Origin of the sequence: Longimicrobium sp. (genome assembly GCF_036387355.1) — a bacterium.
In the GTDB taxonomy this organism is placed as follows: Bacteria; Gemmatimonadota; Gemmatimonadetes; order Longimicrobiales; family Longimicrobiaceae; genus Longimicrobium.
This window is the reverse complement of record NZ_DASVTX010000148.1, coordinates 1-19,614: the sequence shown is the minus strand read 5'-3', so window position 1 is coordinate 19,614 and position 19,614 is coordinate 1. Positions and strand designations below refer to the sequence as shown.

Here is a 19,614-nt window from a genome sequence, read left to right as displayed (position 1 = left end):
AGAAGTCAGCCCCGGCGGACCGAGGTCCGACGGGGCTGAACGCACTCGATCGCCGGAAACAGATCAGCGCGCGGCGGGGCGGCGGTCCAGGACCTCGATGACGGCGGACGACGGGCCGCGCTGGCGCTGAATGCGCGCGGCGGCCGCCTCGGCGCCGCGCATGGCGCGCAGCAGGTTGCCGCCCAGGATCTTGCGCACGTCGCCATCGCTGTAGCCGCGGCGCAGCAGCTCCACCGTCAGATACGGAAAGCGCGACACGTCGTCCATCCCCTCGGGCAACGACGTCACGCCGTCGAAGTCCGACCCGATCCCCACGTGGTCGATCCCCGCCACCTTCACGATGTGGTCGATGTGGTCCGCGATGGTCGCCACCGTGCCGCGCGGCATGGGGTGCTCCGCCCGCCACGCGGCGATGGCGCGCTGCTGCGCCGCCGAGTCGTCCGGGTGCTGCGCGCGGATGCCGCGCTCCACCTCGAACATGTCGCGCATCTGCCGCGCGGCTTCGGGGTCGATGAAGCCGGAAAAGAAGTTCACCATCACCACGCCGCCGTTGGCGGGGAGCAGGCGCAGCACCTCGTCGGGCACGTTGCGCGGGTGGTCCGCCAGCGCGCGGGCCGACGAGTGCGAAAAGATCACCGGCGCCTCGGCCACCCGCAGCGCGTCCGTCATGGTCTCGGCCGAGACGTGGCTCAGGTCCACCAGCATCCCCAGCCGGTTCATCTCGCGCACCACCTCTTCGCCGAACGGCGTGAGCCCGCCGTGCCGCGCCGAGTCGGTGGCCGCGTCGGCCCAGTCCAGCGTGTTGGCGTGCGTGAGCGTCATGTAGCGCACGCCCAGCTCGTGAAACTGCCGCAGCACGTCCAGCGAGTTCTCGATCGCGTGCCCGCCCTCAATGCCGATGAGCGACGCCACGCGCCCGCGCCGGTGGATGGCCACGATCTGGTCCGCCGTGGTGGCCATCTCCAGTTCCGGCGAGGCGTCCGTCATCCGCTTGATGAGCCCGATCTGCTCCAGCGCAAAGCCCGCCGCCTCCCTGCCCGTGCGGTCCACCGGCACGTACGCCGCCCAGTACACGCCGCCCACCCCGCCCGCCCGCAGCCGCGGGATGTCGGTGTGGTTCTGCGCGAGGGTGCCGCGCGGGTCCATGGCCCCCAGGTCGCCCTGCGCCTTTTCGCGGATTTCCCACGGCAGGTCGTTGTGCCCGTCCACCAGCGGCGCGGAGCGGTGAATGCGGAGGGCGCGGGCCAGCAGCGGGTCCGCCGCGCTCTGGGCATGCGCGGCGGCCGGCGCCGCCAGAAGGGCGGCAGCCAGCAGGATTCGCTTGTTCATGGACTCGGGAAAAGAGGGTGGGTCGGGCGGAAGGTTCACCGGCGGGCGATTCCGCGCATGATGCCGGCCGGCCGCAGCGCCAGCGCCTGCGTGGGGCCGATCCATTCCACCACGGCGAACACGCGGTGCCGCTCCACGAACGCGTCGTTCACCACCGGCGTGCTGGCGAAGTCGCGGGCGTGCCTGGGGGGCACGATGAGCAGAAAGTCCTCGCGCTGTGCATCGCGCGAGCTTCCCCACTTGCACTCGGCGGCCGGGATCATCCCCTCCTGGATCAGGTCGCCCAGGGCCCGGCGCACGGTGTCGCCGCTCACGATGGTGAAGCTGCGCGGCGACTCACAGTACAGTTCCGTGTTCACGAGCCGGCCGATGGACGCCTGCCCTTCCACGGTCAGCCGCTCGTAGCCGGCCTGGCCGTACGCGTCGGCCGGGGCGCGGGCGGGCTGCCTGACCGGGTCTTCCTCCACCGCCGGCTCGGCCGCCGCCGTGGAGGAGCTGAGCTTTTCATCGCGCGCAACCCCGTCGTCGCCCCCCCCGCGCAGCCCGCCCAGCAGCACTACCAGCGCCAGCGCGCCCAGCACCCCGTAGCCCACCAGGGCAATGGGCCTGCGCCAGAACGGAACCGGGTCACGGCGGTCGGTCTTGCGGCGGTCGGTTCCGCGGCGCTCGCCGGTGCGGGGGCCGCGCGGCGCTTCAGGTTGCGAATCGGTCATGAACGCTTGATTGAGTGTGCCCGCGAGGCGGTTCAGTCGCCCCGGGAAGGCGAGGCCGGCAGCGTGAGGCGAAAGGTGCTTCCCACCCCCACGGTGCTCGCCGCCTCCAGGGTGCCGCCCAGCGCCGTCGCCAGCCGCCGCGCGATGCTGAGCCCGAGCCCGGTGCCCTGGCGGCCGGCGCTTTCCGTGTTTTCTTCGCGCCCCAGCTGCACGAATTCGTCAAAGATGCGGCCCAGGTCGTCTTCGGCGATTCCCGGGCCGCCGTCGGTGACTTCCACCACCAGCCGCCCGTTGCCGGCCCACGCCAGGTGCACCCACACCGGGGCGCCGCCGCCGTACTTGATGGCGTTGCTGAGCAGGTTCATCAGGACCTGCCGCAGCCGCACCGGGTCCGTCACCACGGTGCCCACGTCGCTCCCGCTTAGCCGGCGCAGCTCGCTGCCCGCGTGCGTGGCCAGCGGTGCCAGGGTGCCGAACGTCTCGTCCACCAGCCGGGCCACGTCCACCGGCTCCGGCGCCACCTCGGCCCGCCCGCTTTCCAGCCGCGAGATGTCGAGCACGTCGTTCACCAGCTCGCGCAGGTGCCGCGCGGCGCGCTGCGAGCGCTCCACCGCCAGTTCCTGCTGCTCGCTCAGGGTGCCGTACACCTCGGCCAGCAGCAGGTCGTTGTACCCCATCACCGCGTTGATGGGGGTGCGCAGCTCATGGCTCATGGCCGCGTAAAAGCGGTTGCGCGCGCCCAGCGCGATCTGCAGCTCGCGGGTGCGGCGCTCCAGCTGGTGGTTGGACGAAAGCAGCTGCTCCTGCCCGGCGTGCAGCTCCTCGGTCATGGCCAGCAGCTCTTCGTTCTGCGCCTCCATCTCCTCGTTCTGCCCCTGCAGCGTGCGGGACAGCCGCTCGTTCTCCTTGAGTTCGCGCTCCAGCTCGCCCAGGGCCCGCGCCAGGCGCGACTTCTCCTTGGCCAGCTGCCGCTGCGTGTTGGCCTGCTCGCTGTTGACCGCCGCCAGCTCCTCGTACAGCGCGTCGAACCGCGGGTCGCGCGGGCTTTCCACCAGGTACAGGCGGTCACCCTCCTCATCCCATACGGGAAAGAAGCTGTGGGGCGCCACCGTGTCGCGCCCCTCCAGCATGAGCTCCCACGCCTGCGCCGGGGCCAGGCCGGCCGCGGCGTCGGGGCCGGGCTGCCGGGCCAGGATGGCGTCCAGCTTGCGGCGCGAGGGGCCGTCCAGCACGGAAGCCAGCGGCTGGCCCACCACGCCGCGCTCCATCTCGCGCTCGAGCCGCCCGTTGCTTTCCACGACGACGCCGTCGCGACGCAGCTCCAGGACCATGCCCGGAAAGCCGCGCAGCGCGGGGTGTACGCCGAGGGCGGTGACGCTCTTCATGCGGCGAACCTCTCCTTCAAGCGCTCGGCGGCCTCCACCGCGTCCTTCGCGGTCATGTCGGCGCCGAGGCGTTCCGCCAGCGAGGGGTCGTCCAGAAACGGGCGCCCTCCGACGGCGATCAGCGGGCCGCCCGTGGGGACGGCGTCGCGGATGGCCTGAATGGTCTGCTGCACCCGGGGCAGGTGCGGCGCAATGGACGCGGACAGCGCCACCACCTGCGGCTTGCGTTCGCGGACCATCCGGACCAGGTCATCGGTGGGCACGGTGGCTCCCAGAAACAGCGTGTCCCACCCCTCCATTTCCAGCACGTCGCAGATCATGCGCAGCCCCAGTTCGTGGCGCTCCTGGTCCGTGCAGGCCGCAATGAGCAGCGGGCCCGGCGCCGCGGCGCCCTGGAACAGCTCGTCGTACAGCCGCGCCATGGCGGCCTGGGTGATGGCGGTGGCCAGGTGCTCGTCCGCCACGGTAATGCGGTTCTCCTGCCACAGCCGCCCGATGTCGCGCATGACCGGCTGAAACACCTCCAGGTACAGCGAGCGCAGCGTAAAGCCGGCCTCGTGCGCCTGGTCGATCACCTCGAACGCGGCGCGGCGGTTGCCCGACACCAGCGCCTCCAGGTACCGCTCGCGCGCGGTATCGGCCGTCACCGGCGCTCCGTGCACGCGCTCACGCGAGCCACTCCGGCCGCCGCCGCGAATCCATCAGCACCTCGAACGCCTCGTGCCGCACCTGCGTGCGGGCCATGATTTCCCCCGGCTCGCGCGCGTGCGAGGCCGCGTGCTCCCGGCTGCGCATGTACGCCCGGAACGCCTCGCGGGTTTCCCACACCGTGAGGAACGCGTGCGTCGCTTCCCCCGCCTGCGGCCTCATGAGCTGCAGGTACAGAAAGCCGGGAAAGCCGTCCACCAGCCCCGACCGCTCGCGAAAGTGCCGCTCCAGCCCGGCGCGGTCCGCCTCGGGAACGGTTAGGTGTGAGATGAAGACGAACATCGCCCCCGCGAACGCATGGAAAATCGCACCCAAAAGAAAGCGCCGGGGCGCCCGGAACGCAAGCAGTCATCCGTTTACCCCAATCCCGGCCGGCCGCTCCACTCCCACAGCGCCAGCGCGGTGACGACCGGGGCAGAATCCGCGTCGCCGCTCATCACCCGTGCGCGCAGCTGGTCCGGGGCGAGCAGGCACACGCGCGTGTCCTCGGCGTCGTCCAGCTCCTTTTCGCCCACCGGGCGCGCGTTGGCGATCACGGCGGTGTGCAGCCGCGTGGTCTGCCACGAGGGGTTCAGGACCACGGCGGGCAGCATTCGCGCGGCGTCCCCTTCATACCCCGTTTCTTCGCGAAGCTCCCGCGCGGCGGCGGCGGCGGGCTCCTCGCCCTCCTCGATGATCCCCGCGGGGAGTTCCAGGGTGATGCGCTGCAGGGGATGGCGCCACTGCCGCACCATCACCATGCGCCCGTCCGGCGTCAGGGCGAGGATGAGCACGCCGTCAGGCGCGTCCGCGACGTGAAAGGTGTGCTCGGAGCCGTCCTCGGGCGAGCGCGCGTCAATGCGCCGCGCGCGGAAGATCTCGTAGTCCTGCAGCTCGGTTTCGGCCAGCATGGGCCACGGCCGCGGCGCGCCCTTTTCTTCTCCCTGCATTCCCGCGCTTCCCTGGTTCAACGGCGAAGGGACGCCCCCGTGCAGATCCCGCGCCGGGCCGTATCTGCTCGAAAAGAAAGGCTGTGAGGGACGCGGGGGAGACGCGGGCCAGGGACACCCGGAGATCCGGATCAGGCCTCGGCCGTGGAGGGCGTGCGGGCCGTCTCCACGCCGCAGACGCGCATTCCCCATTGCATTGCCGGGCCGATGCCGAAGGTGAACAGGAGCGTTCCCACGCCCACCGGGCCGCCCATCCCCCACCCCAGCCCCAGTGCGGACAGTTCCACGAGCGTGCGGACCAGGCGGATGCTGCGCCCGGTCCGGCGGCACAGCCCCACGATCAGTCCGTCACGCGGCCCCTTTCCCAGCCCCGGCGCCATGTAGAAGCCGGTGGAAAGCCCGCAGACCAGAATGGCCACCACGTACATCACGCCGCCCACCAGCCAGTTGGCGGCCTGGGGCATCACCGGCAGCGTGAGGTCGATGAACAGCCCGATGAGCAGCATGTTGGCGAGCGTTCCCACCCCCGGCCGCACCCCGATGAACCACGATCCCGCCACGATCAGCACGCCCGCGATGATGCTGGCCGCGCCGATGCTGATCCCCGTGCGGTTCGCCAGCCCGGCGTGAAAGGCGTCCCACGGCCCCAGCCCCAGCCCGCTGCGCACCATCAACGACACGGCGACTCCGAACCCCGCCAGTCCCACTACCAGTTGCAGCCACGCGCGCCACGAGCGCACCGGGCTCCCCGGTTCAAACCATTCCGCCATCCCGCCCCCGCCTGCCATGTGAGTTGCACAATCTGTTTGCGACAGCGGCGGGGCGCCAGCAGGCGGGCGCGGCTTGTGCAATCGGGGGCGCTCCTGGGGAACGGCCTTTCTTATCGCGGGGGGACGGCAATGCACAGGGTACGCGTGGTGCGCTCCTTCTACGCCCAGTCCGAGCCGTACGTGGGGCGCGTGGGCGAGGTGATCGGGCATTGGGGCGCGGACAGCAACGAGGACGCGCGCGACGGCTACATGGTGGAGTTCGACGACGGAACGGTGATCGGCGTGTCGGAAAACGAGGTAGAAGAAGCCGCGGACGACGACGACACCGTCGCCGCCCCCGCGTCCGGCGAAGCGTAGCCGCGGCACCGCGCCGCGGCGCGGAACGGATTCCTTCAGCACCGGACATCATGGGCCTGCCGCGGCTTGGCGTTCTGCTCGCGCTCTCCGTTCCTGCCCTGCTCCCCGCGTGCATCCCGGTGGTGACGCACACGCCGCGCGTGGATCCGGGGCTCACGGTGGGCGTGGTGGCCGGGTATGCGACAGACCCGGTGCTGGACGGCGAGATCCACACCGGCCAGAGCACCGTCACGCCCGTGGTGGGGCCCAACAGCGTGTACGCGCGGCTGGGATGGACGACGCAGAACTCCTCCGCGCCGTTCCCCTTCTCCCTGGGCGTTTCGCACCCCATCACGCTGCCGTTCTTTGCCTTCCACCCCGAAGTGGACGCGTACGCACAGCTTTCGCCCGTCGCGAGCCGTTGGTTTGCCGCCGGAGCCGGCGTTCTGGTTTCGCCCAGCTACACGACGCCGTACGCGCAGTTCGGGCGGGATCTGGATGAGGGCGTCAGCGTCTACACCACGCAGAGCGTCGCCTTCTTTCGCGGCGGGGACCGCGCGCCCGATGCCACCATCTGGATGCCCGCCGCGGCCGCGAAGTTCTCCGACTACTCCGTCTTTCTGCAAGCGGGCGTGGGACGCGAGCGGCTGCCGGCCGACTCCACCCGCGCCGTCCGCTTCCTGATGGTGGGCGCCTCGGTGGAGACGCGGAACCCGCGCACGCGCCGCCGCTGATTCCGGTCAGGAACCGTCCGTCGTCAGGTGCAGTGTGACTCGGCTGGTATGGTCACGCTCATGGCTCTACAACGAACAGCCCTCACGCGGAGCACGCCGGGGGCGCGGAGGTCGCAGCGGAACAGCAACAGATTGGGGCTCTAACAGAGGCACAGAGACACGGAGGGAGAAGGAACGCATGAGGGATCCCCCTTTCCGGGTTCCGAACGGACATCACCCCCGGCGAGTCCGTCTCGCCGGGGGTGATCGCATTTTGGTCGATGGACCGCGTCAGCTCGCCGGGATGGTGAGGCGCTGGCCGGGCTGGATGGCGGCGTTCTCGCCGAGGTCGTTGGCGCGGCGCAGCGCATCCACCGTGATCTCGTAGCGGCGCGCGATGCCCCACAGCGTTTCCCCGTCCGCCACCGTGTGCTGGCGGGCGGCTGGCCGCGCCGCCCCGCGCGATCCCGCCGTCGCCGAACGCGTTCCGGCCGATGACGATCCGCTCGCCGGCCGCGTCTCGCCGGAAGCGGAGGCACGCGTGCCGGAGGTTCCGCTGGAACGCGCGGCAGTGGACGGCGATCCCGACGCCGTCCGCGTCTCCGATGCACCCGCGGCCGCGGACGAACTGCGCGGGATGCGCAGCGTGCGGCCGGGCTGAATGGCCTCCGACTCGCTCAGGTCGTTCGCCTCGCGCACCGCGGCGACCGTCACGTCATACCGCCGCGCGATTCCCCACAGCGTCTCGCCTTCCGCCACCTCGTGCGTGCGTCCGGCCGTCCGCGAACCAGCTGACCCGCTGCCGCGCGACGACTCCGAAGCCGTCCGGGACGAGGAGGACGACGACGAACGCGCCGAACCCTCCGTGCGCGAGCCGGATGCGCGCTCCGCAGACGATTCCGTCCGGCGCGTGGCCGATGAGGAACGCTCGCCGTCCGACGATTCCGTCCGCCGCGTGGACGCCGCCGAACGCTCGCCCTCGCCGCGCGACGACGACGCACGCGAAGACGAGCCTTCCGACGAGCGCGACGACGATCCCTCGCCGGAAGCGCGGCGCGTGCTCGTCGTGCCTTCCGACGAGCGGCTGGACGAACCCTCGGAGGAGCGCGACGCCGACCCTTCCGAAGACGCGCGGCGGGTACTCGAGGCGCCCTCGGACGAGCGGCTGGACGAGCCCTCGGACGAGCGCGACGACGAGCCGTCCGATGAGGCGCGGCGCGTGCTGGCCGTCTCTTCCGAGGAGCGGCTGGACGAGCCCTCCGATGAGCGCGACGACGAGCCTTCCGACAACGCGCGGCGTGTCCCCGAAGCGCTCTCGGCCGAACGCGAGGAGCTTTCCGACGTACGCGAGGAGTTCTCGGACCGAGCCGAAGAGCGTTCCTCGGATACGCGGCGCGTGCTGGATTCCGAGGAGCGCGACGAGCCTTCGGACGACCGCGCGGGGGCCTCATCCCCCAGTACGCGGCGCGGCGCGGACTCCCGGCGGCCCCGGCTGGACGAGGACTCGCGCGTGCGGCCGCTGTCGCCTTCGGATTCGGACGCGGAGGACTCCTTCTCCTCCTCGGCCGGCGGATCGCCCAGCACGCGCGGCCGGCTGCGGCTGCTCCGCTCCGAAGTCTCCGCGCGCGCCAGGCGCGGCATGGGGCGCTCGTTCAGCACGCGCGCGGCGTCGGCGAACAGGCGAAGCTGCGCGCCCGGCTGCGGCGACTCGCCCACGGACAGGTTCAGCGAGCGAATGCGCTCCGCCGAAAGCCCCGAAAGCTCGGCCAGGCGCTCCAGCGTGTCGCCCTCGCGCACCCGGTACGTGGCATAGCCCCCGCGCTGGCGGAATTCGGACGTGGCAAAAGCGGACGCCAGCGCCGTCCCCTGCCCCGCCGGCACCCACACCCAGTAGCGGGCCGGCGCCACCTGCCGCACCAGGTGCGGGTTCAGGTCCACCATCTCCTGCAGCGGAATGTTGCCGATGGCGGCCAGCACGCTCAGCGGCGTCTGCAGGTCCACGCGCAGGCTGTCGAAGGCGAACTGGCGCTGCGGCCCGCGCGCCGGCAGCCCGAAGCGCGTAGGATCCTTGGCGATGATGGTCACCGCGTACAGGCGCGGGACGTAGTGCCGCGTCTCCTGCGCCAGGTCTCCCCGCTCCGCCAGGTCCCAGAAATTGGTGACGCCAAAGCGCCCCAGCCCGCGGCTGATGCGCCCCGTTCCCGCGTTGTAGGCGGCGGCCGCGAGCGCCCAGTCGCCCCGGAACTGGCGGTTCAGGTCGCGCAGGTGGCGCGCGGCGGCGTGCGTGGAGCGCACGGGGTCCATCCGCTCGTCCACCAGGTCGTCGATCCGCAGCCCCATTCCGCGGCCCGTCGCCGGCATGAACTGCCACATCCCCACCGCGCCGGCGTGGCTGCGCACCGTGGGCCGGTATCCGCTCTCCACCATCCCCAGGTGGCTCAGGTCCCGCGGAATGCCGTACGAGGCAAAGACGTCGCGCACCCACTCGCCGTAGCGGTCGGCGTTGGTCATCCACCCCGCCACCACCGGCCCGCGCTGGTTGACGAGAAAGTCCACCTCCATGCGCACCCACTGGTTGGCCTCCACCGGCAGGTCGTACTGCGCCGAGCCCAGCAGGTCGGCGCCCACCGCGGCGGGCCGCTCGCCCAGCGTGAACCCTTCGCCGATGGCCTGCACGGTGTCAGCCGGGGCGGGCGGTGGGGCCTCGGCCACGGGGGCCGGCGCGGTGGCCACGGGCTGGCGGCCGGGCCCGCACGCGGCGGCGCCCAGCGCGAGCAGCACAAGAAGGCCCGGGGAGGTCCTGGGATGCATATGCGATCAGTCCTGCGGTGATGGATCAGACGGCGAGTGCATGGGCGCGGGAGCGCCGAAGCTGCGGAACGTAGTGCCGGGCGCGCACTTCGGCCAGAGTCATGACGCGCGGCATTGCACCGCGCGCCGCGCTCAGCCCGGGGCGCCGGGCGAGGTGCGGGGGGCGGCGCGGCGGTCCGGCACGGCGCCCAGCTCGCGCCCCATGCCGCACAACTCGCAGAAGCGGCGCAGGTATTCCGCGTCGCGTGCCGCATCCGCCTCGTCACCGAGCGTGATGCCGCGCGCCACCCGCCACCGGTGGAACGCCAGTTCGCTGGCGATGCGGTGCAGCTCCCGCCGCGCGCGCCAGTGCCGCAGCCCGCCCTGGCGCCACGCGCGCGCCGTGGAGCCCAGCCGCCGCCGCACCACGCACAGGCACTCCAGCTCGTGCGGGGTCAGCACGCCCTCGTCTACCAGCGACGCCAGGTGGCGGCGCACGATGCTCCCTTCTCGGCGCAGCGAGCGCACGATCATCCACAGCACGCCAAGGAAGGCCGGCACCATCACCATCATGTACAGCGCCAGGAACCACCCTTCCAGGCTGGCGGACAGGTTCCACAGCGCGTGCAGCCCCATGGCGCCCGCCAGCCCGGCGACGGGGCCGACCCAGCTTCCCCGCTGGCCGTGCCGCTCGCGGCGGTACCCCAGCCCCATCCCGTAGATGCTGGTGAACAGCGGGTGCGCAAAGGGCGACATCATCCCGCGCAGCATGAAGGCGGCGGCGGGGCTGTCGGCGCCCTCGGCAAAGGCGGCCCCGTAATACTGCACGTTTTCGATCATGGCGAAGCCCAGCCCCACCATGGCGGCGTACACCACCCCGTCCACCACCCCGTCAAACTCGTCGCGCAGTTCGCGGTACAGCACGAACAGGGCAAACCCCTTGGCCAGCTCCTCCACCACCGGCGCGGTGATCACGCTCCCCAGCAGCGCCCCTGCGTCCGGGCCCAGCACGGTGCCGATCAGGTCCTCCGTAACGCTGTTGGCCACGTACGCCAGGAACACGGCAAAGGTGGCGCCCCACGCAAAGGTCTGGAACAGGGTGCGCGCGGGCTCCGGCTCAAAGCGGTCCAGCCAGAGCGCCAGCGCCACGTACAGGGGCACGGGGAGGGCCGCCGCCGCAAAGCCCAGCGCAAAGGCGCGCGGCTCCAGGTCCATGCCGATCAGCGTCAGGATCATGACGCCGCAGACCACCGCCCCCCAGGTAAGGAAGCGGTGTCTGCGCCCGCGCGAAACGGCGGGGAGGGGCGATGAGGCGTGGAGCGATTGCATGGGGCGGCGCGGGGCCGGTTACAGGGTGCCGAAGCGTTCCTCGAGCACGCGGCGGCGGTGGGCAAAGATCTGCTCCAGGCGCGGCGCCACCAGCCACTTGCGGGCCACGCCGCCGCCGGGGGGAAGCGCGTAGTTCACGATGTCGCGCATTTCCGTTCCGCCGGGAATCTCGCGGAACAGGTGCTGGTGATGCCAGAAGCGGTACGGCCCGAAGCGCTGCTCGTCCACGAACAGCCGGGGCTCGTCCACGTGCGTGATTTCCGTCACCCACGTTACGGGCACGCCCATCAGCGGACGCACGCGGTAGGTCACGAGCATGCCCGCGTACATGCGCTCCGGCAGCGCCGACGTGACCTCGAACCCCATGTCGGGCGGGGTGATGCGCTCCAGGTTGCGCGCATCGCTGAAGAACTCCCACGCTTCCGCGATGGGAATGGGAACGCGCTGGATCTGGTCGAGCGTGTAGAGCTTCATGGTCCCTTTCCCGTCACCCGGCCCCGGCCTCCATGGCCGCCGCGGCGTAGCGCCGCCCCTTCCACGTCACCGTTCCCCGCCGCAGCAGGCTGCCCAGCAGGATGCCGCACATCACCAGCGCCCCCAGCGGCACCGCCAGGGCGTATAACGGATTGTGCCCGTCCCGGCGGTACATCGCGGCCCAGAAGGCGATGGCTGCGCCCTCCGCCACTACGGCCGCCGGCACCCACGGCCACCCGACGATGCCCAGCGCTCCGCGCACGAGGACCAGGGGCGGGAGCAGCCAGAAGAAGAAAAGCCCGCTCACCAGCAGCCACGGCACGAACGCGCCCAGCGGCCCCGGCGCCGTGCGCCCGGACGAGCGGACCAGGTTCTTTCCCCACCCTTCCGCGATTTCCGCGAGCGAGCGGTACATCCGCACCCGCAGGTGCCGCTCGGCGTGCACCAGCACCGGTTCCAGCCCCAGGGCGTGGAAGCGCTGGGCGATGGCCATGTCTTCCGACACCTCGCCGCGCACGGCGCGGTGGCCGCCCGCGTCCAGGTACGCGTCGCGCTGCACCAGAATGTAGCCGCCGAGCGCGATCTTGTCGCGGGTGCGCGGCGAGCAGTTCACCCGTTCCGCATCCGGATAGCGCATCAGGAACAGCATCCCTGCCTGCGCCATCACCACCCGTTCCCAGAAGCCGCCCAGCACCTGCCGGGGGATGGCGCTCAGCAGCGCCGCGCGCCGGTCCGCCAGCGCGGCCACGGTGCGCCCCACCAGTTCCGGGCCAGCGCGCATGTCCGCGTCACAGAAGGCGATCAGGTCTCCGCCCGCCCGGCGCACGCCCTGCTCGCACGCCCACGGCTTGCCGAACCAGCCAGCGGGGAGTGGCTCGCCGTCCAGGACCGTCACCCGCGAATCGTCCCCCGCCGCCTCGCGCGCCCGTGCGCCGGTGCCGTCGTCCGAGCCGTCGTCGATCACCAGGATCTCCAGGCGCGGATAGGTGGATGCACGCAGCGCGCGGATGCACTCCGCCACGTTGTGCGCCTCGTTGCGCGCGGGGACGATGACGGAAACCAGCGGCGCGTCCGCCCCCTCCGTCGGCGCCCAGCCGTCCAGCGTGGGGCGGCGGCGGATGAACGCGGCGGCCAGCACGGGAAGCAGAAGCCAGGGAAGCGCCCAGAAAAACGGTACCAGCAACGGCGGCGCGGGTGTGGGGAGCAAGGTTGAACAGACCCAAACCTATCGGTCCATCAGGGCGGGTGAAAGTGCCTCCCGTCCCTTTCTGTACCGTCCGTGTCCGCTTGCGTGCGGGCCCGCGGCACCGTCCACGCGGCGCGCACGACGTGCTTGCATCTTCGGATTTTGTTCGGTACATTGGGCGCTCGATTGGAAGGGCACACAATGCACGGACGGAGGGGCGGATGCCGATGATGGGAAGCGAGTGCGGCGGAACCGAACGATCCGGAAGGCGCCCCGATCCGGCCCTCGCGTCCATCGTGGACCGGGTGTTCGCCTCGCTCGCCGACGGCGCGCCGCCGCCCCACGCCGCCGATGAGCAGGCGGAGCGCGCCATCCGGATCCCCGTTCTGATGCCGCCGCGCCTGTCCCGGGTCACCGCGCCGTCCTGGGCCGCGGCCGACGAGGATACGTCCGTCCGCGTCCTCGTCCCCGGCTGACGCCGCCGTCCGCGGCTTTCGGGGACGGGGATGGATGGCCCGGCTCCGGCGCACTCCGCGTCCGCTTCTGCCGCGGATGCACGCGCCTTGCCTGAGTCCGTGTCCGGCCGGAGATTCCCGCGCCGCCGGCTGCGGCGCAACCCGAAGCTCGAGGACGGATGGCAAGCAAGACGCTGCTGGTAGGACTGGCGCACCCGGACGATGAGGTGGGCGCGGCGGGCACCATGCTCGCCCAGCGCGCGCGGGGCGACCGGGTGGTCGTCGTCTGGCTCACGCGCGGAGAGATGACAGAGGCGTTCGGCCCCATTCCGGCGGACGAGGTGGCCGCCATCCGCACGGAGCACGGCCGCCGCGCCGGGGAGATCCTGGGGGTGGAGACGCGGTTCCTTGATTTTCAGGACTGCTCCGTCCACGCCGATCCTGAGGCGGCGCGGCAGGTGGCCCGGGTGATCGCCGACGTTCGCCCGGACGCGCTGCTCACCTGGGGCGACGCGTGGGGCCGCGGAATGCGCCACCCGGACCACCAGGCGTCAGGCAAGATCTTTCGCGACGCCATCACCCTGGCGCGCATCGCCAAGGTGATCGGGCCGGCGGTGCCGCACCGCGCGGCCGTGCCGGTGTTCACCTACCGCGGCGCGCACTCCGTGCTGCCGGCCGTGGCGGTGGATGTGGCGCAGTACCGCGATCAGATCCACGAGCTGGGCCGGTTCTACCGCGAGAGCATCGGCTTTGGCGACGCGGACTGGATCGACCAGCGGCTGCGGATGGCGGGCGAGCCGTACGGGCTGGAGTACGCGGAGGTGTACGATGCATGGGAAACGCGCGGCGGCGTGTACCCCAGCCTGCTCCCCGCCGAGCTGGAAGGCGAACTTCGCCACCCCGACCGCCCGGTCTGATCCCGCATCCTCCGGGTCACGTGAAGATCATCCACGTCTCGTGGAGGTCATCCGCATCAAGTGGAGATCATCCGCATCAGGTGGAGATCATCCGAACCACGTGGAGATCCACCGCGTCACGGTCGAAACCATCCGGGGCACGTGGAGATGGCGCGTGCGGCACGATCTCCATCCCGTCGCGTCCGCCGCCCGGCACCCGGCGCCAGAGGTGTGAGTTGCGGCCGAGAGACCCCTGATCGCGCTGTTTCTGTTCACTTCGGCCGTGCGGCAGCCGGTCGAGGCCGATGAAGTGGTGCTTGGCGCCGTCTGTGTGCACCCGGCCGGCTCCGAAAACAGACGCGCGGCAGGTGGTGCGGGGGCCGGGTATGCCGCAGGTGGCCGGATTGCGCTTATCGCCGGGCGCGGACGCGCTCGCGACCGGAGCCCGGCCGTTCGACGCCGTGCGGATGACGGATGGGCCGACCGGACCGAAGAGGGGGCTCACCAAAAAAATGCGGATACTCAGCGCCTGCCCATAGGTCGGCAATGCGCGCCAGGGTTGGCGCGGCGGTGAGTCTGTGGCGCTGATGGCGACCGGGCGCGTTCGCGCCGGAAAAGCCGCGTCGCGGGACGGCCCCGGCCCACCGCCGGACTGGGCACTGGGCACTGGGCACTGGGCACTGGGCACTGTGCACCGTGCACTGGGCACTGTGGACCCGCACTCCGCACTGCCGTCCCGCGTGAGGGATTCGCGCCCGCAGGGCCGAGACGCCGGAGCGGCGGGGCAACAGCAGTACCGTTGCCCTGCCGCGGAGGGGGCTCGGCGCCGTTAGGCACAGTTGTATCGTGCCTTACGGCGCGCGAAGCCCGACCCGGAGCGCAGCGGAGGGGCACGCCCAGATCCTTCCCATACCGCTCTCGACCCGGAGCGCAGCGGAGGGGCACGCCCAGATCCCATTCTGCATCTTCATCCACATCTCAGAACGCGACCGCCCCCGCCCCCAACGCAGAAGAGGCGGCCCGCGAAGGCCGCCTCTCCAGAACTCCTCACCCCAGCCGGACTAGTTGTGCCGGTTGTAGACCAGCCGGTACGTGAGAGGCTGCGGAAGCCGCGGGCTGGTGATGGTGACGTTCATGTTGAGCGTGTTTCCGTCCGGGCTGAGCGTGTACACGTTCACGCGCTGCCCGTCTTCAGCCGTAAAGGTCTGCCGGATTTCGCTCGCCGTGGTGGTGGTGGTCACGCGCACGCAGTCGCCCTTGAGCTGCGTGCACGTGCGGCCGGTCTCGCGCTGCCACATCACCGGCGCGCCCGAGTTCGGGCTGGCCACGGACGGGCGGCCCTGCATGTCCACGCGGATCATGCTGTTCTCGGTCGCCAGCGTGAGGTGCGGGTACGCCGTGTTGGTGCTGCGCAGGCGCGGGCGCGCGATCTGGCGCACCACCACGTTCATCCGCGCCACCGTCTGGTTGATCTTGGCGTTGATGTCGTCGCTCTGCTGGCGATTCAGCATCCACGACCCGGCAAACCGCGCCTGCTGGGCCTGAACGGCGGAAGGAAGCACGCCGGCCAGCACGGCCAGAAGCGAGAGGCTCAGGATGCGTTGACGTCGCATGGCGGATTCTCCAAGATGCGGGAATGGTGAACTGCGGCGCGCGCCCCGAACGGTGCGCGGCGGGTACTTCGGTCGGACGTTCGGATGGACCCTTGGGCGGCAATCTACGCCGCGCCCGGCCCGTCCGGAAGGGAGGAAACAAACTTTCCCGTCCTCCATACACCGGGGCACCCCGCCCGGGTTCCCCCGCGCCGCCTGAAACCCTTCGCCGCGCGTCCCGTACGCCGCTGCGGGCGCGCACGCCGCGCCGCCCGCGACCGACCTTTCCCAGGCTTTGTCCATGAACAATCCGGCGCACGCCACGCGCATCCTTACGCAGATCGACCCGCGCAGCTGGGAGCACCCGGCCGACCGCGCCGCGCTCAACGCCCTGCGCCGCATTCCCGTCTTTGACCAGGTGCTGCGCTCGCTGTTCGGCTTCTTTGGCGAAAAGCCGCTGCGCCTGGCCTTTCTTTCCGGCAGCGTGCGCGTGACGGAGACGCAGTACGGGCGCGTGCACCGGCTGTACGGCGAGGTGTGCCGCACACTGGATACGGAGCGCTACCCGCTCTACGTGCAGCAGAACGTGCAGCTGAACGCCTTTGCGTACGGCATGCAGCAGCCCTTCATCGTCCTGAACAGCGCGGTCGTGGAGGCGCTGGACGACGATGAACTGCGCTTCATTCTGGGGCACGAGGTGGGGCACGTGCTGAGCGGCCACGCGCTCTACCTCACCATGATGCAGATTCTGCTTCAGCTGTCCCAGGTGGGGTTCCCCATCGTGGGAATGGTTGCCAACGTGGTGCTGATGGCGCTGCAGGAGTGGCACCGCAAGGCGGAGCTGAGCTGCGACCGGGCCGGCATTCTGGCCGTGCAGCGCCCCGAGCCCGCGCTGCGGACCATGATGGCCTTTGCCGGGGGCAAGAACCCCACGGCCAACCTGGACGAGTTCATGCGCCAGGCGGAGGAATACCGCGAAACGGGCGACATCGCCGACCAGGTGTTCAAGGTGCTGAACGTGCTCTGGCTTTCGCACCCGGCGCCGGTGCTGCGCGCGGCGGAAATGCGAACCTGGTTCGAGAGCGGCGGCTACGAGCGCATTCTGGCCGGCGACTACCGCCGCCGCGGCGAGCCCGACGCGGCGTACAGCGAGGACGTGAAGGCGGCCACCCAGAGCTACCGCGAAGCCGCCAGGGAGGGGTTCGCCAACGCCCAGCAGGCCGCCAGACGCGTGGTCGACTCCTTTCGCCAGGGGTTCGGGACGCGCCCCTGACGGCGCCCCGTTCCGGGGCGGCGGTGCCGCACGGCGCACGCTCCGTGGCGAAAACCGGGAGGCGGGCGGCGCGCATTCCGCCCTGTCCGCGCCTTGCGCGAACACGATTTTCAGCGGCCCGCGGCCCTGCTCGCCCTGCCGTCCATCGCGTCGGCGGCATGCGACGGGGCGAAAGGCAACTCACTGGACGGCAACCGGTTAGGCGCGGGCGGCGCGTCCGCCGGGCCCGTCTGTGGCGCATTCGGCGCGGCGTCTGGTGCGCTCCGCGTGCACCGATTTGGCTAAAGGCCAGCAATCACGCCGCCGGAAGTGGAACCGCCCTTGCATCAGGGTTGCCGCGGCGAGCCGAGCGGCGCGCCTCTTCTCAACCGCCCACGCGTGGAGAGCACCAATGAACAAGGCGCAGTTCATCGACCAGGTCGCGGACAAGGCACAGTTGAGCAAGGCGGCGGCGCAGCGAGCGGTGGACGCCATCTTTGACACGGCGGGTGGCGCCATCTCCGAGACTGTGCATTCGCTCGGCGAACTGAGCATTCCCGGCTTCGGCAAGTTCACCAAGAAGACGCGGGCCGCCCGCACCGGCCGCAACCCGCGCACCGGCGCCGAGATCCAGATCCCCGAGCGCAGCAGCATCGGCTTTACCGCCGGCAAGAACCTGCGCGAGGGCACCATTTCCGGACGCCGCAAGGCCGCCGGGGCGGTGGCGGGCGCGGCGCTGGGCGCGGCCGCGGGTGCGGCGGCGGCCGCTGCCGGCGCGCCCAAGAAGGGCGGCGTGAACAGCGGCGCCTCGGACACGGCGTCCACCGGCACCGCGCGGTCCGGCAGCAAGAGCGGCGGCACCACGGCGTCCACGGGCTCCAACGGCGGCGGTTCGGCCAGCAAGAGCGGCGGGAGCAAGAGCGGTGGCGGCGCCAAGAGCGGCGGCTCCAAGAGCGGCGGCAGCAAGAGCGGCGGGTCGCGCTGACCTGAATCCGCCCTCGGGCACACGAGGCCGCGTCCCGGTTCCGGGGCGCGGCCTCGCTCGTTTTCCGCCACGGACGTGACGCCGTGTGCCGCGGCACGGAACCCGCCTGTAGAGCCACGCCCACGCGCCGCCCGGGACCTGTACCGTGCGGCCCCGGGCGCATGGACCGGCGAACCGGAGGCCTCCCCTGCCGCAGTACGACGAAACCCGCGAACCGCGCATTCCCGACATCCAGATCCGCCGCGTGATCTGGAGATCCGCCGACGTTGCGCGGATCTTTGTGATGGGGATGATCTTTCTGTTCCTGTGGCGGTTCTTCTGGCTGGTGCACAACGCCATCTTCATCGCCCTGCTGGCGGTGCTCATCGCCATTGTGCTGCACGCGCCGGCCAAGTGGCTCAACCGGCGCGGCGTTCCGTTCGGCATCGCGCTTCCGCTGGTAATGATCGTGTTCGTGGGCAGCCTGGTGGGGCTGCTGATCGCCATGATCCCGCAGATCATCGAGCAGGTGGGGGTGCTGGCGGCGGAACTGCCCAAGACCATGGCGGCGGCGCAGGGGTGGCTGGGGCGGCAGACGGGCGAAGGGCCCAACTCGGAGATCGGGCGCAACCTGGGCGCCCAGTTCTCCGAGTTCATCGGGCGGTTCGTGCCCATTGCGTTCAACATGATCAGCACGGTGCTGGGCTCGTTCGCCATCGTGGTGCTGGCCGGGTTCTTTGCCGCGCAGCCGGACCTGTACCGCGGCCTGATCCTGCGGATGATTCCGCCGGACTCGCGCCCCAAGTGGACGCGCATCTACGACGAAGCGGGCACCAACCTGCGCAACTGGGTGCTGGGCAAGGCGCTTACGATGGCCTTCATCGGCGTGGTGACGTACGTGGGGCTCGCGCTGTTCAAGATCCCGGGCGCGCTGGCGCTGGCGGCGTTCGCGGCCATGATGGAGTTCATCCCCAACTTCGGGCCCACGATCGCGGCGGTGCCGGCCATGATGGCCGGGTTCGCGCTTTCGCCCATGACGGCGGTGTACGTGGGGATCTTCTACTTTCTGCTGCAGCAGGTGCAGAACGCCATCACCGTTCCGCTGGTGGAGCGCAAGGCGGTCAACATTCCGCCCGCCGGTCTGCTGGTGTGGCAGTTGATGCTCACGGTGGGGTTCGGGCTGCTGGCGCTGTTCGTGGCCACGCCCATGCTGGCGGTGATCGTGGTTGCGGTGCGGGTGCTGTACGTGGAGCCTTCCGAGGAGCGGCAGCAGTGGGACCGGCGTGAGAACAGCGGCCCGGGCGCACCCGCCGACACGCTGCTGGAAGAGGCGGAGCGTGCTTCGGAGGCGGCGATCCTGGCGGAGGAGATGGCGCGCGCCCGCGAGCCTGGTTCGCGCGAAACGCCGGGCTGACGGGGGTTCACGTAAACGGGGCGGAGGTTTTCGCGGGGAACGCGCGGCGACGGGCGGCCGGGGATGACCGTGATGCGAAACGCCGCCGAAAAGGCGGCGTTTCGCGTTGACCGGTGCAGGCACAACTCAGTCCGAGCAGCATGTTACGATCGGGCGTCCTGAGAGCCCGGTGAGAACACCCTGCTCGCCCCGCGCGTCGGCGCCTGAGCGTCATCCTGAGCGTAGCGCTGCGCCGGACTGTCAGCCGCTCCCAAGTGTGGCGCGGAGTCGAAGGATCCCGCCGGGAGTGTCGGGCGCACCATCGACTGCGTGGCGTGCATCGGACTCCAGGCCGCGTCCGACGGTGCGCCGCGCGCCACGCAGTCACTCGTTCATGGCG

The 19,614-nt window shown here is 71.1% G+C and carries 20 protein-coding genes; 7 read left to right on the top strand and 13 right to left on the bottom strand.

The window, feature by feature from the left end:
* Positions 1–63: 63 nt before the first annotated feature.
* The 7 genes from VF665_RS06925 to VF665_RS06895 form a co-directional block, all read right to left on the bottom strand.
* Positions 64–1,329 carry a dipeptidase gene (locus VF665_RS06925; RefSeq protein WP_331052681.1) on the bottom strand — a complete coding sequence of 422 codons (1,266 nt, stop codon included), beginning with the start codon at positions 1,327–1,329 and terminating at the stop codon, positions 64–66.
* Positions 1,330–1,364: 35 nt separating this feature from the next.
* The gene (locus VF665_RS06920) at positions 1,365–2,042 is read right to left on the bottom strand and encodes a hypothetical protein (protein WP_331052680.1); all 678 of its coding nucleotides are present in this window, start codon (positions 2,040–2,042) and stop codon (positions 1,365–1,367) included.
* Positions 2,043–2,074: 32 nt separating this feature from the next.
* Positions 2,075–3,427, bottom strand: a complete 1,353-nt coding sequence (locus VF665_RS06915) for a sensor histidine kinase (protein ID WP_331052679.1) — start codon at positions 3,425–3,427, stop codon at positions 2,075–2,077.
* Complete coding sequence (locus VF665_RS06910; protein WP_331052678.1) at positions 3,424–4,074, bottom strand: cobalamin B12-binding domain-containing protein; 651 nt, start codon at positions 4,072–4,074, stop codon at positions 3,424–3,426. Before VF665_RS06910 ends, VF665_RS06915 begins: the two co-directional genes overlap by 4 nt.
* A 19-nt stretch (positions 4,075–4,093) precedes the next feature.
* Positions 4,094–4,417, bottom strand: coding sequence for an antibiotic biosynthesis monooxygenase (locus tag VF665_RS06905; RefSeq protein ID WP_331052677.1), 324 nt, complete (start codon positions 4,415–4,417; stop codon positions 4,094–4,096).
* A 74-nt stretch (positions 4,418–4,491) separates the two neighbouring features.
* A complete protein-coding gene (locus tag VF665_RS06900; RefSeq protein ID WP_331052676.1) occupies positions 4,492–5,064 on the bottom strand; it encodes an NUDIX hydrolase in 573 nt (190 codons plus the stop codon).
* 131 nt (positions 5,065–5,195) lie between these two features.
* Entirely contained in the window at positions 5,196–5,834 is a 639-nt protein-coding gene (locus VF665_RS06895; RefSeq protein WP_331052675.1) for a hypothetical protein, read from the bottom strand.
* 129 nt (positions 5,835–5,963) lie between these two features.
* Between VF665_RS06895 and VF665_RS06890 the strand changes: the two genes are divergently transcribed.
* Both VF665_RS06890 and VF665_RS06885 read left to right on the top strand, forming a co-directional pair.
* The gene (locus tag VF665_RS06890) at positions 5,964–6,191 is read left to right on the top strand and encodes a hypothetical protein (RefSeq protein WP_331052674.1); all 228 of its coding nucleotides are present in this window, start codon (positions 5,964–5,966) and stop codon (positions 6,189–6,191) included.
* A 50-nt stretch (positions 6,192–6,241) separates the two neighbouring features.
* A complete protein-coding gene (locus VF665_RS06885; protein WP_331052673.1) occupies positions 6,242–6,904 on the top strand; it encodes a hypothetical protein in 663 nt (220 codons plus the stop codon).
* Between the two features lie 270 nt (positions 6,905–7,174).
* Here the strand turns inward: VF665_RS06885 and VF665_RS06880 are convergent, their stop codons facing one another.
* The 4 genes from VF665_RS06880 to VF665_RS06865 all read right to left on the bottom strand — a co-directional run bounded on the left by VF665_RS06880 (position 7,175) and on the right by VF665_RS06865 (position 12,659).
* Entirely contained in the window at positions 7,175–9,694 is a 2,520-nt protein-coding gene (locus VF665_RS06880; protein ID WP_331052672.1) for a LysM peptidoglycan-binding domain-containing protein, read from the bottom strand.
* Positions 9,695–9,826: 132 nt separating this feature from the next.
* Entirely contained in the window at positions 9,827–11,002 is a 1,176-nt protein-coding gene (locus tag VF665_RS06875; protein ID WP_331052671.1) for a PrsW family intramembrane metalloprotease, read from the bottom strand.
* Between the two features lie 18 nt (positions 11,003–11,020).
* On the bottom strand, positions 11,021–11,476 hold the full coding sequence (locus VF665_RS06870) for an SRPBCC family protein (protein WP_331052670.1): 456 nt from the start codon (positions 11,474–11,476) through the stop codon (positions 11,021–11,023).
* Between the two features lie 13 nt (positions 11,477–11,489).
* Positions 11,490–12,659 carry a glycosyltransferase gene (locus VF665_RS06865; RefSeq protein WP_331052669.1) on the bottom strand — a complete coding sequence of 390 codons (1,170 nt, stop codon included), beginning with the start codon at positions 12,657–12,659 and terminating at the stop codon, positions 11,490–11,492.
* Between the two features lie 224 nt (positions 12,660–12,883).
* Here VF665_RS06865 and VF665_RS06860 point away from each other — a divergent pair, with 224 nt between their 5' ends.
* Both VF665_RS06860 and VF665_RS06855 read left to right on the top strand, forming a co-directional pair.
* Positions 12,884–13,138 (top strand): hypothetical protein, encoded by a 255-nt coding sequence (locus VF665_RS06860; protein ID WP_331052668.1) that lies wholly within the window; start codon positions 12,884–12,886, stop codon positions 13,136–13,138.
* Between the two features lie 158 nt (positions 13,139–13,296).
* Positions 13,297–14,034, top strand: a complete 738-nt coding sequence (locus VF665_RS06855; protein ID WP_331052667.1) for a PIG-L family deacetylase — start codon at positions 13,297–13,299, stop codon at positions 14,032–14,034.
* A 76-nt stretch (positions 14,035–14,110) separates the two neighbouring features.
* Here VF665_RS06855 and VF665_RS06850 read toward each other — a convergent pair whose 3' ends face one another.
* Positions 14,111–14,560, bottom strand: a complete 450-nt coding sequence (locus VF665_RS06850; protein ID WP_331052666.1) for a hypothetical protein — start codon at positions 14,558–14,560, stop codon at positions 14,111–14,113.
* Between the two features lie 514 nt (positions 14,561–15,074).
* Complete coding sequence (locus VF665_RS06845) at positions 15,075–15,626, bottom strand: hypothetical protein (protein ID WP_331052665.1); 552 nt, start codon at positions 15,624–15,626, stop codon at positions 15,075–15,077.
* A gap of 280 nt (positions 15,627–15,906) precedes the next feature.
* Here VF665_RS06845 and VF665_RS06840 point away from each other — a divergent pair, with 280 nt between their 5' ends.
* The 3 genes from VF665_RS06840 to VF665_RS06830 all read left to right on the top strand — a co-directional run bounded on the left by VF665_RS06840 (position 15,907) and on the right by VF665_RS06830 (position 19,235).
* On the top strand, positions 15,907–16,878 hold the full coding sequence (locus VF665_RS06840; protein WP_331052664.1) for a M48 family metallopeptidase: 972 nt from the start codon (positions 15,907–15,909) through the stop codon (positions 16,876–16,878).
* 391 nt (positions 16,879–17,269) lie between these two features.
* Positions 17,270–17,842: an HU family DNA-binding protein gene (locus VF665_RS25870; protein ID WP_349263109.1), complete on the top strand. Its 573-nt coding sequence runs from the start codon at positions 17,270–17,272 to the stop codon at positions 17,840–17,842.
* Positions 17,843–18,086: 244 nt separating this feature from the next.
* Positions 18,087–19,235 carry an AI-2E family transporter gene (locus VF665_RS06830; RefSeq protein ID WP_331052663.1) on the top strand — a complete coding sequence of 383 codons (1,149 nt, stop codon included), beginning with the start codon at positions 18,087–18,089 and terminating at the stop codon, positions 19,233–19,235.
* Positions 19,236–19,614 lie beyond the last annotated feature (379 nt).

Coding starts and splice junctions, on each gene's coding strand:
- VF665_RS06925 (WP_331052681.1), bottom strand. CDS start 1,329: ATGAACAAGCGAATCCTGCTGGCTGCCGCCCTTCTGGCGGCGCCGGCC.
- VF665_RS06920 (WP_331052680.1), bottom strand. CDS start 2,042: ATGACCGATTCGCAACCTGAAGCGCCGCGCGGCCCCCGCACCGGCGAG.
- VF665_RS06915 (WP_331052679.1), bottom strand. CDS start 3,427: ATGAAGAGCGTCACCGCCCTCGGCGTACACCCCGCGCTGCGCGGCTTT.
- VF665_RS06905 (WP_331052677.1), bottom strand. CDS start 4,417: ATGTTCGTCTTCATCTCACACCTAACCGTTCCCGAGGCGGACCGCGCC.
- VF665_RS06900 (WP_331052676.1), bottom strand. CDS start 5,064: ATGCAGGGAGAAGAAAAGGGCGCGCCGCGGCCGTGGCCCATGCTGGCC.
- VF665_RS06895 (WP_331052675.1), bottom strand. CDS start 5,834: ATGGCGGAATGGTTTGAACCGGGGAGCCCGGTGCGCTCGTGGCGCGCG.
- VF665_RS06890 (WP_331052674.1), top strand. CDS start 5,964: ATGCACAGGGTACGCGTGGTGCGCTCCTTCTACGCCCAGTCCGAGCCG.
- VF665_RS06885 (WP_331052673.1), top strand. CDS start 6,242: ATGGGCCTGCCGCGGCTTGGCGTTCTGCTCGCGCTCTCCGTTCCTGCC.
- VF665_RS06880 (WP_331052672.1), bottom strand. CDS start 9,694: ATGCATCCCAGGACCTCCCCGGGCCTTCTTGTGCTGCTCGCGCTGGGC.
- VF665_RS06875 (WP_331052671.1), bottom strand. CDS start 11,002: ATGCAATCGCTCCACGCCTCATCGCCCCTCCCCGCCGTTTCGCGCGGG.
- VF665_RS06870 (WP_331052670.1), bottom strand. CDS start 11,476: ATGAAGCTCTACACGCTCGACCAGATCCAGCGCGTTCCCATTCCCATC.
- VF665_RS06860 (WP_331052668.1), top strand. CDS start 12,884: ATGCCGATGATGGGAAGCGAGTGCGGCGGAACCGAACGATCCGGAAGG.
- VF665_RS06855 (WP_331052667.1), top strand. CDS start 13,297: ATGGCAAGCAAGACGCTGCTGGTAGGACTGGCGCACCCGGACGATGAG.
- VF665_RS06845 (WP_331052665.1), bottom strand. CDS start 15,626: ATGCGACGTCAACGCATCCTGAGCCTCTCGCTTCTGGCCGTGCTGGCC.
- VF665_RS06840 (WP_331052664.1), top strand. CDS start 15,907: ATGAACAATCCGGCGCACGCCACGCGCATCCTTACGCAGATCGACCCG.
- VF665_RS25870 (WP_349263109.1), top strand. CDS start 17,270: ATGAACAAGGCGCAGTTCATCGACCAGGTCGCGGACAAGGCACAGTTG.